The following is a 15,451-nucleotide window of genomic DNA, read 5'->3' on the forward strand; positions in this document are numbered from 1 at the left end:
GCGAGAGCCGCGGAGACCGTCCCCAGGGTGGCCGCGCCACCGTCACCGAGGTGCACCCAGGTGGCCGTGGCGGCGGAGGCGACCGAATCGTCCGCGCAGGCTCCTGAGAGCAGGCCGATCCAGGCTGATCAGGCGCCCGTCGCCTACGCGGCACCGGACACGCCGCGGCGGATGATCCCGGGCGACGAGCACCCCGTGCGGGTGACCGTCCGCAACACCACGCAGTCACCGCTGGTGGCGGGCAGGCACGTGCTGTCCTACCACTGGACCCTGCCCAACGGCGGCGACGCCACGGCGGGGAACCGGCTGGACACGGCGTTGCCGGCGGACCTGGCGCCGGGCGCGGAGGTCACCCTCGACGCACGCGTGAAGGCCCCGGCGCTGGCCGATATCGGCAACGACCGCGAGCAGTTCACGCTGCGGTGGGACGTCTACGACACCAGCACCCGCAGGTGGCTGTCCGAGACGGCGGGCGTACCCGCGCTCGACCTGGACGTGCGCGTGGAGGAGCCCACTTCCGACCAGCTCGGGCTGGAGCACTTCTACTCCTACGCCAGCCTGCCCACCGGCGCGGGCGGAGACCTGTCGGTCAACCAGTTCTCCGGCAACGCCGTGTGGAACTACGACGTGCTGACCAACCCCAGCCGCGGCCTGGCGAGCTTCAGCCGGCTGTCCTACAACTCCTCGGACACCTCGAACTCCTACGCCGGCCCCGGGTGGTCGGTCACGGCGTCGACGCTGAACCGGCTCGGCACACCGCTGGAGTTCGACGGCCTCCTGCCGGGGCTGCTCGGTTGGCCGACCACGGTGAGCCTGGTCGACGGCGACGGCACCGGGCACCTGTTCGAGCTGAACAAGCACGACAGCGCCGACAGCCGGAACTGGACCTACGACGCGCCGGCCGGCGTGCACCTGTACCTGCGGTACCTCCCGGGCGGTGATGACGAGCGGCGCTGGGTGTTCACCACGCCGGAGCGCACGGAGTTCTTCTTCGACGCGCAGGGCTACCACACGGCGACGGTGGACAAGAGCGGCAACACCATGTCGTTCACCTACGAGCGGGCGCTGCTGGGCAACCGCAACACCGGTGTGCTCAAGCACGTCACCGACGCCACCGGCCGCCGCACGCTGACCCTGGACTACTACCAGCGCGGCGACGCGTTCTCGTACATCCTCGGCGGCAGGAAGCTGACCGGAACGAACCTGGACAACCTGTTCATCATCAACAAGCTCAAGTCCGTCACCGACGTGTCCGGTCGGGTGGTGGCGTTGACCTACACCGACAAGGGGCACCTGGGTGAGGTCGTGGACGGGCTGGGCAACCCGGACGCCAAGCCCTTCACGTTCTTCTACGACGAGGCCAACGCCAAGCTGCTGTCGGTGGTGGACCCGAACGGCGGCACCACCAGGGTGGACTACTTCACCGGCGCCGGTGAAGCACTGCGCAAGTGGAACGTCCGAACCGTCACCGACCGGGGCCAGGCCGCGACCGGCTTCGACTACGTCGACCCGGACGGCGACGGGGGGTCGAAGGTCGACTCCACGGTGGTCGACGGCAACGGCCACACCACCCGCACCCTGCTCGACGGCTACGGGCGGGCCGAGCGGAATACCAACGCCAAGGACGAGACCACCCAGCTGCACTGGGACGCCGACAACAACGTCATCCGGCTGGTCGAGCACAACGGCGCCTCGCAGACCTGGACCTACGACCAGAAGACCGGCTTCCCGCTGGAGATCCGCGACGCGGAGGCCAACCGGACGAACGGTCCGGCCACCCGCCTGGGCTACCGCACCGAACTCGGCGGGCACGTCGCCGACCTGACCGAGAAGGTCACCCCCGAAGGTCGCAAGTGGACGTTCGCGTACGACGACAAGGGCAACCTGATCGCCGTCACCGACCCGAAGGGCAACGCCACCCCGGCCCCGGACGACTACACGTCGCGCTACTCCTACGACGGCTTCGGGCACCTGATCGAGCAGACCGACGCCAACGGCAACACCACCAAGTACGGCGACTACGACGCCAACGGCTACCCGCGGCTGATCACCGACCCGCTCAACTGCACCACGGCCTTCCGCTACGACGACGTCGGCAACGTCACCTCCATCACCGACGCGCGCGGCAAGACGGGCACCTACACATACGACATCTTCAAGCGCCCGCTGGACACACGCGAGCCGAAGGACCAAGCGGCCGGCGCCTACATCGTCACGCCGGGCCCGCGGTACGACCGCAACGACAACGTGGTGACCAGCACCGCCGCGAACGGCGCCGTCACCCGCGCCGCCTACGACGCGATGGACCGGCAGGTCGGCGTCTACGCGCCCAAGGACGACCCCGGTGGTCCGGAGAAGCTGACCACGTTCGCCTACGACGCGGTCGGCAACCTGCTCAAGCAGACCGAACCCAAGGGGACGCTGACCCCGCAGGACCCGGACGACTTCACCTACACGTTCACCTACGACCAGCTCGACCGGATCACCCGGGCCACCGACGTCAACGGCAACGTGATCAGCGCGGAGTACGACGACGTCGGCAACCTCGTCAAAGAGGTCGACGCGCGCAAGAACAAGACACCGGACCCGAACGACTTCACCACCCGGTACGTCTTCGACGCCAACCACCAGGTGCTGGAGACCGTCGACGCGGACGGCCACTCGGCGAAGACGCGTTACGACCGCGACGGCAACGTCGTCGCCAGCACCGACGAGCAGGGCAACGAGACGCTCATCGAGCTGGACGAGCGCGGCATGCAGCGGGAGGTCCGCTCGCCGCACAGCTCCGACGGCGGCACGATCCGGTACTTCACCACCCGGTACGAGTACGACCAGGTCGGCAACCTGACCCGCACGATCAACCCGCGCGGGGTGGACACCCCCGACAAGGCCGACGACTTCGTCACCGAGACCGTTTACGACGAGCTCAACCGGGTGCGCGAGGAGATCCTGCCCTACGACCCGGACGACCCGGAGCACAAGACGCCGGTCGGCACGATCAAAACCTACAACGAGGTCGGCGACCTGGTGGAGGTCAGTGCCCCGCCGTCGCACGGCGAGTCGGTCCGCAACACCACCAGGCAGACGTACTACGACAACGGGTGGCTGCGCACGTCCACCGACCCGTGGGACATCAGGACCGCCTACGACTACACCGCCACCGGGCAGCAGTCCAACCGCACGGTGACCAGCGCGGGCGGCGGGGCGCAGCGGGTGGAGACGTGGGAGTACTTCCCCGACGGGAAGCTGAAGAAGCGCTCCGACGAAGGCGTCCCGGTGGGGCGCAACGTGGTCGTCGTCGACAACTCCGACGCGGCGCGGACCCAGGCGAGGGGCAACTGGCGGACCGAGGAGTCCGGCAGGGGGTTCCAGGGTGCCGCGTACCGCGCCACCGACGCCGACGACGCCACGTTCGCCTGGAAGGCCGCCGTTCCGGCCGACGGCACGTACGACGTGCTGGTGCGCCACCCCGGCGGGACGGCCACGGACGCCGCGTACACCGTCGAGCACAACGGCGGCACGAGCACCGCACGGGTCGACCAGACGCAGCGGGCCGGTGAGTGGACCAGCATCGGCAAGTACGCCATGTCGGCGGGGCAGTCCCGCACCATCACGCTGTCCGGCGAGGCCGACGGCACCGTGGCCGCCGACGCCGTGCAGCTGGTGCGCGACAACAGTGCGGACGCCGACGACGAGAAGAAGGTCTTCGAGCACCGGTACGACCCGAACGACAACCTCGTGCAGATGACCGACTCCACGCCGAACACGCCGGTGGACGCCTACCGCGTCGCGTACAACGGGGTGGACCTGGCGGAGAAGGTCGAGGAGCTCAAGGCCGGCGCGGTCAAGCACACCACCGACTACCGCTACGACGAGAACGACAACCTGACGTTCGCCAAGTTCGACGGCAAGTCGGCGCTCTACGAGTACAACGCCCGCGACCTGGTCACGAAGGTCACCAACAAGAAGGACGACGGCGACCAGGGCAAGGTCAACTCCTTCACCTACACCGCCCGCGGGCACGTCGAGCGGCACGTCAAGAGCAACGGCAACACCGTCGACTACACCTACTACCTCGACGGGCTGCTGCGCCGGCAGCTGGAGAAGAAGAAGGACGGCGGGCAGGTCGTCGTCGAGCACAACCTGGAGTACGACTCCAACTCCAACAAGGTCCGCGACGACGGGCGGAAGCAGAACGCGGACAACCACGGCGCGACCATCAACGCCGACGCCACGTACACCTACGACCCACGCGACCGGGTGCGGAAGGTGACGAAGAAGGGCGGTGAGGGCGAACGCACCGAGGAGTACAAGCACGACGACAACGGCAACGTCTGGGACCAGCGGGTCGGCGGCGCGCACACCGCGTTCGACTACGACCGCAACCGGCTGCTGTCCACCACCACGGACGGGCAGCGGGCGGACTACGACTACGACGCGTTCGGCCGCCTGCACCAGGTGACGCAGTCCGGCAAACAGCTGGAGAAGTACACCTACGACGGGTTCGACCGCAGGGTCGAGCACGTCAAGGACCAGGGCGCCGGGCCGAAGACCACCAAGTACACCTACGACCCGCTGGACCGCCAGCAGACGAAGGTCGAGGGCGACAAGACCACGGCGTTCCACTACCTGGGTCTGGCCGACCAGGTCCTGACCGAGGACGAGAACGGCAAGCTCCGCAAGGCGTACCAGTACTCCAACGACGGCGAGCTGCTCGCCCAGGTCAAGTACTCCGACGACGGCAAGGAGGAGGACTCGGTCTACGGGTTCAACCCGCACTCCGACGTCGAGCAGGTCACCGACACCAACGGCGACACGAAGTCCACCTACGGCTACACCGCCTACGGCAAGGACGACGAGAGCGAGTTCTCCGGCGAGGACAAGCCCGACCAGGCGAACCCGGACAAGCCGGAGGAGAACTCCTACCGGTTCAACACCACCCGGCACGACAAGAGCACCGACACCTACGACATGGGGTTCCGGGACTACTCGCCCGGCCTGAACCGGTTCCTGACGCTCGACCTGTACAACGGGGCGCTCGCGGACCTCGGGATGACCACCGACCCGTGGACGAACAACCGGTACGCCTTCGGCGCCGGCAACCCGCTGTCCCAGGTGGAGATCGACGGCCACGGATGGCTCGACGACGCCGCGGACTGGGTCAAGGACAACGCCAAGGAGGTCGGGCACGCGGCACTCGATGTCGCCGGCGTGATCCCCGTGGTCGGCGAGGCCGCGGACCTGGCGAACTCCGCCTGGTACGCCGCCGAGGGCGACTACGCCAACGCGGCGCTGTCGGCCGCGGCCGCGGTGCCCTTCGCCGGGTGGGGCGCCACCGCGGTCAAGGCGGGCAAGTACGCCGTCAAGGGGGCCGAGGCGGCCCAGGGCGGAGCGAAGGCGGCCGCCGCCGGGCGGAGCACGGCGAAGACGGCCGGTCAGGCGGCTGATGCCGGGGCCAACGGCGCGAAGGCGGCGCCCGCGCCGAAACCGGCGCCGAAAGCCGGTGGCCCCAGCGGTGGCAAACCCTCCGGTGGCGGCGGCGGCAAAGCCGGCGGCACGGCGTCGACGGGCAAGAAGGCCTCCGGCGGTGGCTCGGGTGGCGGCAAGGCGGCCAACGGCGGCGGCACCAGCGCCACGAAGAGCGCCGACGGCGGCGGCGGGGCGTCGGCCGACCTCGCCAACTACCGCAAGGGCCAGGGGATGCCCCGCGCCGGATCTCCGGAGGACGCGCACACGGCTGCTCGGCTCGACGTCGGCGGTAGGTCGTTCTACGGGCACAACGCGCATGGCCGGAAAATCGACATCAAGGTCAATGCGCAGACCAAGACGCATGCCGAGGCCGATGTGTTCCAGCAGGCCAAGAATGCCGGGGTGTCTGCGGACAGGGCAACCTTGCACGTCGATCGGGACCTGTGCACGGCGTGTGGTGTCAAGGGCGGGGTCGGCTCTCTCATGCGGGGAGTCGGGATATCCCGGCTCACGGTAAACTCCCCTTCGGGTCGGTTTGAGATCACGGCGAACCGCCCATCGATTCCACGGCCAATGAACGGATAAGGGGAGCCGACGGTTGGGTAACGTCCGGATTCAACGCTGGCATGGTCAGTCGGCTGAGTCGGAACTGGTTGAGAACGCGGACACCGCCAAGTTGACGGCGGCGGTCGACGCGTTGGACAACAAGGTGACCACCGAGGTCTCAGTGGAACTGGACAACGGTTCCTATCTGCTGGTAGGTGGCGGTTCCGGCCGCTACCACGTCGCCTACGGAAATGTCGAGGACGAGTACTTCACGTTGTGGGACGAAGCGCGGGCCGGAGGCGAGGAAGAGCTGGTGACCGGCGGTCAACTAGGTGTTTTCGACTCGGCCACTGTGGTGGACAAGGCGCTCGCGTTGAAAGCTGCGGAGACCTTTTTGAACTCGGGCGTGCTCGACCGCGGGCTTACCTGGAAAGAGGATTGACGCAATTCTTCGGTGTACGGTGGTGCGCCTTACCGCCGCGTGATTCGCGATGCTTGCCGTAATAGGGACGAGATGGAGGGGGAACGGCATGGGGCGGGGTGCGTTGGTGGGGTTGGGGGTCGTTGTGCTGATGGCGGCGTCGGTGGTCGCGGCGCCGGTGGCATTGGCGGCGCCGGTGCTGCCGTTGTCGGGATTCGGCGACGTGATGGTGGACAGCGCCCACCAGAGGGTGTTCGTCTCCGGTGGCGCGTCGTCCAACGGCGTGGCGGTGGCGGACTTCTCCGGTCGGGTCCGCACGGTGATCGAGAACCAGCCGGGTGCGGACGGGCTGGAACTGAGCGCGGACGGCACCCGGCTGTTCGTGGCGCTGTCGGCGGGTGACGGCATCTCGGTGATCGACACGTCGACCCTGGCCGAGACCGCGCGGTACTCCACAGGGGCGGGGACGTGCCCGACGCACCTGGCCCGCACGGGTGGCGTGATGTGGTTCGGGTACGGCTGCGTGGACGGCAACTGGTCGGGCAAGATCGGCAGGCTGGACCCGGCGGCGGCCGAGCCGGTGCGGGGCGAGCAGCAAGGAGCCACCCGGTTCCAGCGGGCCCCGCTGCTGGCGTCTTCCGGTGCGGAAGCCGGGCCGCTGGTGGCCGGGCAGCTGTCGTTGAGCCAGTCGACGGTGCAGGTCTACACCCTCTCCGGCGGAACGCTGACGGCAGGCACGTCCGGTGACGTGGTCGGCGCCGGGCTCACGGACCTCGACGTGACCGGCGACGGGGCGACGCTGTTCAGCGCGACCGGGTCCCGTGACCGGGTTGAGGCGTTCGCGACGGCGGACTTGGCGCGCCGGGGTGCGTACGCGACCCGGCCCCGACCCGCCGCGGTGTCGTTGTCGCCGGACGGCGCGTACGTGGCCGCGGGAGCGCTGACCAGCGACGCCAACGACGTGCTGGTCTACCGCGTCGGCGGCGCGACGCCGATGAACACCGTCTCGCTGGACAGCGGTGAGACGGTGCAGCCGCGCGGCTTGGCGTGGTCGGCGGACCAGCGGACGCTGTTCGTGGTCACCCGGTACAACAACGACCCGCAGCCGCGCCTGGAGGTCGAGCGCTACCCGGTCGGGTGGTGAGCCGGCTACCCGACGAGGCGGCCGAACTCCACATCCGCGGTGGTGCGGGGTTCGGCCGCTCGGCGCGCGCGGCAGCGGAAGGCGGCCGCGGCCGAGGTCCGGACGGCCGACCCTTGCCACGTACGCTGCGGTGCGTGAACAGAACTGCTCCCGCCCTGCTCGTCGTCGCCGCGGTCCTGCTCGTCGGCGCGTGCGGTGGCGGAACTCCGACCGCCACGTCCTCCTCGTCGGCGACCACCACCACTGCGCCGTCGGTCGACGCCGCGGCCGAGGAGAAGGCGATCCGCAAGACCTTCGCGGACTATCGGGAGGCCGCCAAGGCGAAGGACGGCGTCGCCGCGGCCGCGCTGCTGTCGCAGGAGATGCTGGGCTACTACACCAAAGCCCGCGACCTCGCCCTCACCGGTTCGGAGCAGCAGGTGCGCGAGCACGGTGTGACCTCGTCGATGTTGGTCTACGTGCTGCGTGCCGAGTTCGGTGCCGACGAGCTGCGGGGGATGTCGGCCGAGCAATTGGTGTCCGCGGCGGTGGCGAAGGGCATGGTGAGTGAGAACAGCATGGCCAACGTCGACCTGGGCACGGTGGTCGTGGACGGCGACACGGCGCGGGCGGACATGACCTCGCGCGGCCAGTCCGCAGGTGTGGAGCTGCCGTTCCACAAGGAGTCCGGCTCCTGGCGGTTCGACGCCCGACCGCTGATGGCCGCCGGTGACGAGGCGCTCAAGACCGTCGCCGGGCAGCGCGGCGTGACCGTGGACCAGCTCGTCGACACGGCGCTCGGCACGCTCTACGGCGCGGAACAGGTGCCGGGCCTCAAGCAGCCGCTACAGGGCTGACCTGCCCAGCACGCCCGCAACCGCACGGGTGCCACGTCGCGGTCACCGTTGTCGTGGTCAGTCGCCGCCGACCATGTGGGCGCCCTTCGCGGACTCGTCGGTCGCCGTGAACAGGCCGCGCACGTGGGCGGACAGCTCGGCCCAGTCCAGTCGGTCGTCCGCGTCGATGTCCATCGCCCCGAACGCCGCCTCGGCCACCTCCGGGTCCGAGACCCGGACCCCGCGGTAGATCGCGATGAGATTCCCCCGGTAGCTCGACGGTGGCACCATTGGCGACCACCCGCACTGAGCAGGCTCGACTTGGGCGGCCTGCTGTGCCCGACCGGCTCGACGCAACGCTTCCACCAGGCGGGACATCGTCAGCGGCTCGGACGTGCGGCCCTGCAGTGAAAGCGACTCGTGCTCCAGCGACTCCCGGAGCACCGAGACGGCCTCGTCGTGCCTGTTCTCGAGGCTCAACGCATCGGCCAGGGACACCGCCTGATCGGCGAGGTCGCCGTGGGTGGTGTGGTCGGATGTGGCCCGCGCCTTTTCGACGAGGTCGAACAGGTCGCCGGAGTGCATCCGCCGTGCCGTGACGATCGGCTCGGCTCGACGTCGCCACGTCCGTGCCTCCTCGTCCGCTCCGCGGAATGCGCACAACGCCGCCATCAGTTCCATCGCGTCGGTGTCACCGGTATCGGCGACGGGGAGGGCGAACCGTGCCGCCAACCGGTAGAGCCCTCGGCTGAACGCTGTCACGGCCAGTCGCCCGCAGTCCTCGGCACCCGATGGCCGCCCGGCACCTGGTGGCCGCCCGGCCAGCGATCCGGTTTCGAGGTCTCGTGCAGCAGGTAGTCGTGCAGGACGCAACTGTCGGCAAGACCCACGCCCGGCGCCACCCTGACCGGTGTCACGGCCGCAATACCGTGCCGCGACCGCCGCGTCCTTCAATGCCGCGGTGAACCACCCTTCCTCGACCACTCGCTGCGACGGGTCGAGGTACTCCCGGTGGCGTACCGCTTGTCTGTAGGTTGACGTGCGGGGTCTATCTCGCGATCGGCTCTGGCGCACTTTCGGTGGTGACGGTGAGTGGCCGGTTGTTCGTAATCTTGTGTTTCCTTGCGGGGGCAGCATTTCCGGACTGTCGGTTTCGGTCGTCGGGCGGGTGGCGGAGGGTGGTGGTCGCGGTCCGCATCCGGGGTTGCGGCCGTGCCGTCCGGCGCCCAGGGCTGCGATGACGAAGGCGTCGACAGCCCGAAAGCACTTCCCCGCAAGGGGATCGATCTCCACCATAAGGTCACGGCCGCGACCGGCTACTCACCGTCACCACCGGAAGTGTGCCATAGCCGATCTTGGAACAGTCCCCGGGTCGGCAGCGACGCGAGCGCACTGGTCCTCGGCTTGGGGTGGTGGTGAAGCGTGCATGAGTCGATGGCCGGTGCAGTTTCAGGTGGTGGTTGGGGAGTTCGATTGGTCGGGTTCGCGAGCGGAGGTGAGTAGGTCGGCCAGGGTGGTCAGGGCATGCCGGGTGGCGGTGGTGAGGGAGTTCAGCAGGTGCTGCGGCGGCATGGCGCGCGCCCTCGTGCCCGATGCCTCGATGACGTGTGTGAGTGCCCGCTGGTCTGCTGCCAGGTGCGGCCACCCATCGATGTGCGTGAGGAGGCTGGCAGTGTGTGCGTCGCCCGTCTGCAGTGCGAGCTGGACGAGCGCTGTTGCGATCTCCTTGGCTGCGATGGGACGGGTTGCCTGGGTGAGTTCGGCGATGCAGTCGGTGAGCCGCACGAGGTAGGACAGGACCTCGGCGGTGATCTCGTGCTGCGGGTGGCGGTGCAGGTGGTAGGCGCCCAGGCCGGACAGGCCGCAGATCAGGTCGTATTCGGCCATCGGCGGCCGGTCCGCCCGGTCGAGCCGGCATGTGCCCGGTCCAGGCGTCGACGGGTCAACTCGACCGTGCCCGCGTCGAGTGTCCGCAGCGCCCGGTCGAGCTTTCCCGGTCGTTCGACGGCGGTGTGGACGACGAAGGCCAGTGCCGGAGTGCCGAAGAACAGCCCGGCGTTCGGGCCTGCGCTGAGCTCGTCGGCGACGGCAGCGGACAGCCAGGCGTGCGCGGTGTCCCAGCCGCCGTGGCCGGTGCGGGCGCGTTCGATGTGCAGAAGCGCGATCCCGGCCGCGCCGCCGGCCAACGACTGGGGGCCGCGCCTCCAGCCGGTGGGCAGCGACGACAGTGTGCTCAGGTCGGTCACTCGTTCGGCCAAGGCCGCCGTAGTGTCCAGTGCGGTGCTGTCCTGTGTGGTGCTCATCATGCTCCTCGGTTGATCCAGCTCAGCGCGGCGGCGCGGGCCAGGCGCAGACAAGCAAGCTCGGCGTCGCGGTCGACTCCGGCGACCCGGATGCAGTGCAGGCGCAGCAGATCCGGCAGTACGGCCTGTCGCGTCATCCCGATGGCCGCCTCGCGGATGGTCGTGTCATGGGAAGCGAGGATGTCGCGGTAGCTCGCGAGCGCGGTTCGGCGTTGTCGCCAGCGGGCGCTGATCAGGTCACCACAGGACAGCGTGCGCAGGGCCGCGAAGTCGGCTGCTGGGTCGCACAGTCGGATGGTCCGGGCCTGGAGGTCCCGTGCGAGCGCGGGGGTGGAAATCCGGTCGACGTGATCGATCAGCCAGTGCAGGCCTGCGTGCCGGCTGCCGGTGAAGCCGACGGTGAGGTCGACCAGGCTCGCCGCGGTGATCGAGTGCGGGTGTGGTGTACCGGCGGTCAGCTGTGCGACGGCAGCGGCGGAGTCGGCGGCGAACACCGCTTCGGCGGCCGCGAGGGTGGGGCCGTCGCCGAAGCGGCCGATCTCCGGGTGGTAGGTGTCCAGTTGCAGTCTGCCGAGCAGACCGAGGCGGTGCAGTTCGTCGGCCCACGATCCGACGCTTCGTGCGGTGTCGGCGAAGGCGTCGGGGCGGGGGAGGCGGATCCGCAGCCGTAGATGGGGTTGCGGATCCTGGTAGCGGATGAACCACCACGGCGGCTCGTCGTCGAAGTGGTGCCACAGGCGAGGAAGGTGGTCGGTGAGCAGTCCGGTGTGCCGATCCGGATGGACGTACAGCTTGGCGTAAAGCCAGCCGGACTCCGGATCGCCGGGAAGATGCCCCGGCTGCGTGCTGGTCGTCACGGTCGAGGCAGGGGGGCGCCGTGGCGGTGCGGGCTGCGGCGGTCGGCACGTCGCCAACGGCACGGCGATCTCATGGGCACGGCCGCCATGCCACCCGAACGCGTCAGACGGGGCCGCCTCACGCAGGGTGACGTGCCCCGTGCGGTCGAGATCCGCGCGCAGCAGGTGAAGATGCGCCGGATCATCGAGGTGCAGCAGCACCCGACGGTCATCCTCGCCCACGTACACCCGGTCCGGCACGTCGAACCGGTGACGCCAGTGCGCGACCGCGTCGGCCCACTGCGGCCAGGCGGTGCCCGAGGGCGAAAGCTGCGTGCTCGTCATCCTCCACCGCGCCGGGGACAGGATCGTCCGCCTGTACCGCACGCGGGGCAGGAACGGCAGGCGCTCGGCCGCACCCCAGGAGAACGGCACGCAGGCGGCGGAGGATGCGGCGCTGATCTCGCACAGGAACCGCAGCAGCGGATGGGCGGCGTGGACGAACTCCACCGCGCTGAAAACCGTCGGCTCCAGGACACGGCGTCGGGTCCGCGACATCAGGTACAGGCGGGTGGCGTCGGCGGTCACCACGAGGTCGTCCACTGCGATCCTCTCGCCGCCACCGTGGTGTTCCCCGAGCGTGATGATGTGGGGAAGCACGACAGGGTGCCGGGTGATGTTCTCGGCGCGCGGACGCAGCGGCGGGCAGGACACCTGCACCGGCAACGCTTCGTCGATGGCGGTGGGAAGCGCCGCCAAACCGGTGATCATGCGCGCGCGGTTGGCGGGGTCGAGCAGGTGCAGGAACCGGCCGATCGTGGTTCCTGCCGCGCGGGACACGCCCATGATCGCGAGGTCGAAGTCGCCGTGTGCGAGCGCATCCTGGTCCGCTGCGTGGATGCGGAAGCGGAGTTCGGTGTGCGGCTGGACATATTCGACCTCGGTCACCGCCAGGTCGGCCACGCCGGGGTCGTCAAGGACGACTTCCCGGCGATGCTCCAGCGCGGCGGTCTGTGCGAGGGCGAGCAGTGCCACGTCGCGGTCGGACAACGAAGGTGACGGGGGCGTCGGTAACCGCGAGTCGCGGTAACCGGAGGGGAAGCCGAGCCCGGTGTCGGCGTGCACCAGCTCGATCAGCGGAACGACCGCGCCCAGGCCGTAATGCTCGACGAACCGACCGTGGTAGTCCCGCCAGACCGGTGGCCCGGACGGGTACGGAGTCAACCGGGCCAGCACCGCCGCCGCCTTCTCGGCTTCACGAGCGACCTGGGCAGGCAGCGTGACGGCGTCGCCGAGACGAAGGTCGATCGCGATCGGCCGATTGGTGTCGCCGAGGCTCGTGATCCGGGTCGAGACCGCTGCACGGATCCGCCGCTGTGCCACCGTGTCGGCCCGCTCGTGCTCGGACAGGTCGGCGAGGATGTCGCGCAACAGGAGTACCTGGTGCGCGATCTCGGGCACGTCGTCGACGCCGGCTGAGCGCAGTTCCTCCAGCACGTGCCCCAGTGGGTTCGTCGCTGTCATGGGTGGATACAGGCTGGTGAGCAGGATGCCCTGCTCGACCAGGCTGGCGAGCATCGCCTCGATCCGCGGACGCGGCGTCGAGGGGTAGCCGGCCGCGAGCTTGTCGATCAGGTGGTTCATGCGGATGGGAGTCGCCGCTGCGGCGACCGCGGTCTGGACCGGTTCGGTGTGGCGGACGGAAATCTCGGAGGCGCCGCTGGACGAGGTCGGATGCCGACGGCAGCCGATCACGAGCCTGCCGTCGCGCACGAACAGCAGATTGTTCGCGGTCACGGGCAACAGCGGCCGCAGTCCGGGCATTGTCTCCAGGTGCCGGACGACCGTGGCGAGCCATTCGGCGTCGACCTGCGCGTGAGCGCGGTGCCCGCCGTCGCGACGCAGCTCCACCCGCGGGCCGAACCGTGCGGGAGCGACTCCGGCGAACAATCCGAACGGTGTCGCCCTGCTGGTGCCGCGCAGCCGGTACCGCACCAGGGTCAGCACCAGGCTGCGTAGTTCACGTGTCGGGACCGGACGACCGGCCAGAACCTGCTCAGCTCGGCGGGCCAGGATCGGGCTGGCCACCTCGACGGCCGCGGCCAGCGTGCCGGCACCCCAGACCAGCCTTATCCACTCGCGCCACCGCGCGAGGTGCTCCGGGGAGGAGCCGGTGAGGTCCGGACACGCCGGTAGATCCTCCGGGACGGATTCGACGGCCGACCGCAGAAGCGCGGCATCCAGTAACCGGTACAACGCGTCGTCCCTTCGCCTCGCGGGTGCCCGGCCCCGATGACGGGCGTTCCGTCACCGGGGCCCGGCAGGCCGTTACGGGCAGCTGACGCACGCGCTCTCGCACGTGGCACCGCAGTTGTCCCCGGTGAGCTGCACCAGCACATCGAGCGCCGGACCCGATTCCGCGAAGCGGACATCGAGGTCGAACAGGTCCGGCTCCGCTGGCGCCGGTGCAGCCACCCCGAGATCGGTCTGAACGGTCATGGACATCTCCTCCTTGTCATGGTGTTTCTTCCTCGGCGGCTCGTCAGGACCAAGTCACGACGACCCGCGTGTGTTTCTTGTCCAACACGAGCCCGCCCTGCGGAAGCTGTTCGTCCGGCGTCGCGGACGGATAGGCCCCGATCCGGGCGGACAGGCTCTGGCCGTCCCAGGACCGGATGCGCTGCAGCACCTGCTCCATCAGCCGTCCGGCGTCGGGGCCGTGCCCGTAGACCCCGAACTCGCGCGCCGACGGGTCGTCGGCGACGGGCCGCAGACCGAGGTAGGCCAGGCTCTCGCCCGTGGCGACGGCGGGCACACCGAGCGGCCAGGCGTGCGCCACGATGTCCTGCGACTGCGCTTGCCTGCTCGCCATGAGCAGGCCGAAGCCCGGCAGGCCCAGCGCCATCCACAGGTGCAGACCGTCGAACCGACCCTCGCCGCCCATCGTGACGTTCGACCACGCCTGCGCACGCGGCTTCGTGAGCACCTCGCCCAAGCGGTCGACATCCACACCAAGGGCGTTGTCCAGCCGCAGTACCACGTCGTCACCGTGCAGCGGGATGGTCAGCTCGCTATGGGCACCCAGCCCGCGCATCGGCACGAAGGCACACAGCTCGTAGTCCCGGCTGACCAGGTGGTCACCGACTCGTTGGAACACCACCGACCGCGTCAGGCTGCGCAACAGCAGCGGGACGCTGATCCTGCCGTCCTCCGCCAGCTGCTCCCACCATGCCCGCGGCAGGTCCCACGCGGCGACGGTGACGATGATTCGGTCGAACGGCGCATGCCGGGGCACCCCGTGTTCGGCGTCGGTCTCCACCACGTTCACCGCGTGGTATCCGGCCGCGGTCAGGCAGTCGCGCGCCCGGGTCACCACCTCGGGGTCGATGTCGACCGTGGTGACCTCGCCGGTCGGACCGACCAGCTCGGCGATCAGCGCCGCGTTGTAGCCGCCCGATCCGATCTCCAGCACCCGCATGCCCGGTCGGATGTCGGCCTGCTCCAGCATCATCGCCTGGATGTGCGGGGCCGACACCGTACTGACGGCTTCGCCCTGCTCGTTGCACCTGGTCAGCAGCGTGCCCTGGGCCGCATACGCCTTGTCCAGCGGCTCACCGGGACCGAACAGGTGCCGCGGCACCTTCGACAGCGCGGCGACCACGGCGTCGCTGCGCGCGGCACCCATCTCGCGCAACTGGTCGACCATCGCCTGACACAGCGCCTCAGGGCTGGACGCCGCAGCGTCCGCGCCGGCATCAATGTCACTTGCAGTGTTCACCGATCACCTTTCCCGAAATTCATCGCCGTCGGTGTGGGTCTCACGGCCGCTGGTCCTTCATCGCACGTCGCAGAACATCGCTTTCTAGCGCCGTTCCAGTCCTGCGGGACGCGTTAGGGCGGCACACAGCGGCAGCGAC

General features: G+C 69.5%; 10 protein-coding genes. 4 read left to right on the forward strand and 6 right to left on the reverse strand.

The window, feature by feature from the left end; translation table 11 throughout:
- Positions 1-60: 60 nt before the first annotated feature.
- The 4 genes from ACRAKJ_RS19320 to ACRAKJ_RS19335 all read left to right on the forward strand — a co-directional run bounded on the left by ACRAKJ_RS19320 (position 61) and on the right by ACRAKJ_RS19335 (position 8,416).
- Positions 61-6,054, forward strand: a complete 5,994-nt coding sequence (locus ACRAKJ_RS19320; protein ID WP_438919785.1) for a golvesin C-terminal-like domain-containing protein — start codon at positions 61-63, stop codon at positions 6,052-6,054.
- 13 nt (positions 6,055-6,067) lie between these two features.
- Positions 6,068-6,457: a hypothetical protein gene (locus tag ACRAKJ_RS19325; protein ID WP_438919784.1), complete on the forward strand. Its 390-nt coding sequence runs from the start codon at positions 6,068-6,070 to the stop codon at positions 6,455-6,457.
- A gap of 106 nt (positions 6,458-6,563) precedes the next feature.
- Positions 6,564-7,580 carry a YncE family protein gene (locus ACRAKJ_RS19330; protein ID WP_438919783.1) on the forward strand — a complete coding sequence of 339 codons (1,017 nt, stop codon included), beginning with the start codon at positions 6,564-6,566 and terminating at the stop codon, positions 7,578-7,580.
- A gap of 134 nt (positions 7,581-7,714) precedes the next feature.
- On the forward strand, positions 7,715-8,416 hold the full coding sequence (locus ACRAKJ_RS19335; RefSeq protein WP_438919782.1) for a hypothetical protein: 702 nt from the start codon (positions 7,715-7,717) through the stop codon (positions 8,414-8,416).
- A 57-nt stretch (positions 8,417-8,473) separates the two neighbouring features.
- Here the strand turns inward: ACRAKJ_RS19335 and ACRAKJ_RS19340 are convergent, their stop codons facing one another.
- The 6 genes from ACRAKJ_RS19340 to fxlM form a co-directional block, all read right to left on the reverse strand.
- Positions 8,474-9,127 carry a hypothetical protein gene (locus ACRAKJ_RS19340; protein WP_438919781.1) on the reverse strand — a complete coding sequence of 218 codons (654 nt, stop codon included), beginning with the start codon at positions 9,125-9,127 and terminating at the stop codon, positions 8,474-8,476.
- A gap of 717 nt (positions 9,128-9,844) precedes the next feature.
- A complete protein-coding gene (locus ACRAKJ_RS19345) occupies positions 9,845-10,282 on the reverse strand; it encodes a hypothetical protein (protein WP_438919780.1) in 438 nt (145 codons plus the stop codon).
- Positions 10,264-10,698: a lanthionine synthetase LanC family protein gene (locus ACRAKJ_RS19350; protein ID WP_438919779.1), complete on the reverse strand. Its 435-nt coding sequence runs from the start codon at positions 10,696-10,698 to the stop codon at positions 10,264-10,266. The genes ACRAKJ_RS19345 and ACRAKJ_RS19350 overlap by 19 nt, the downstream gene beginning before the upstream one ends.
- The gene (locus ACRAKJ_RS19355; protein WP_438919778.1) at positions 10,698-13,790 is read right to left on the reverse strand and encodes a lantibiotic dehydratase; all 3,093 of its coding nucleotides are present in this window, start codon (positions 13,788-13,790) and stop codon (positions 10,698-10,700) included. Before ACRAKJ_RS19355 ends, ACRAKJ_RS19350 begins: the two co-directional genes overlap by 1 nt.
- A 72-nt stretch (positions 13,791-13,862) precedes the next feature.
- Positions 13,863-14,033 carry an FxLD family lanthipeptide gene (locus tag ACRAKJ_RS19360; protein WP_438919777.1) on the reverse strand — a complete coding sequence of 57 codons (171 nt, stop codon included), beginning with the start codon at positions 14,031-14,033 and terminating at the stop codon, positions 13,863-13,865.
- Between the two features lie 43 nt (positions 14,034-14,076).
- Positions 14,077-15,312 (reverse strand): methyltransferase, FxLD system, encoded by a 1,236-nt coding sequence (gene fxlM / locus ACRAKJ_RS19365; RefSeq protein WP_438919776.1) that lies wholly within the window; start codon positions 15,310-15,312, stop codon positions 14,077-14,079.
- Positions 15,313-15,451: the final 139 nt, after the last annotated feature.

It is taken from the genome of Saccharothrix sp. DSM 118769 (assembly GCF_052936295.1).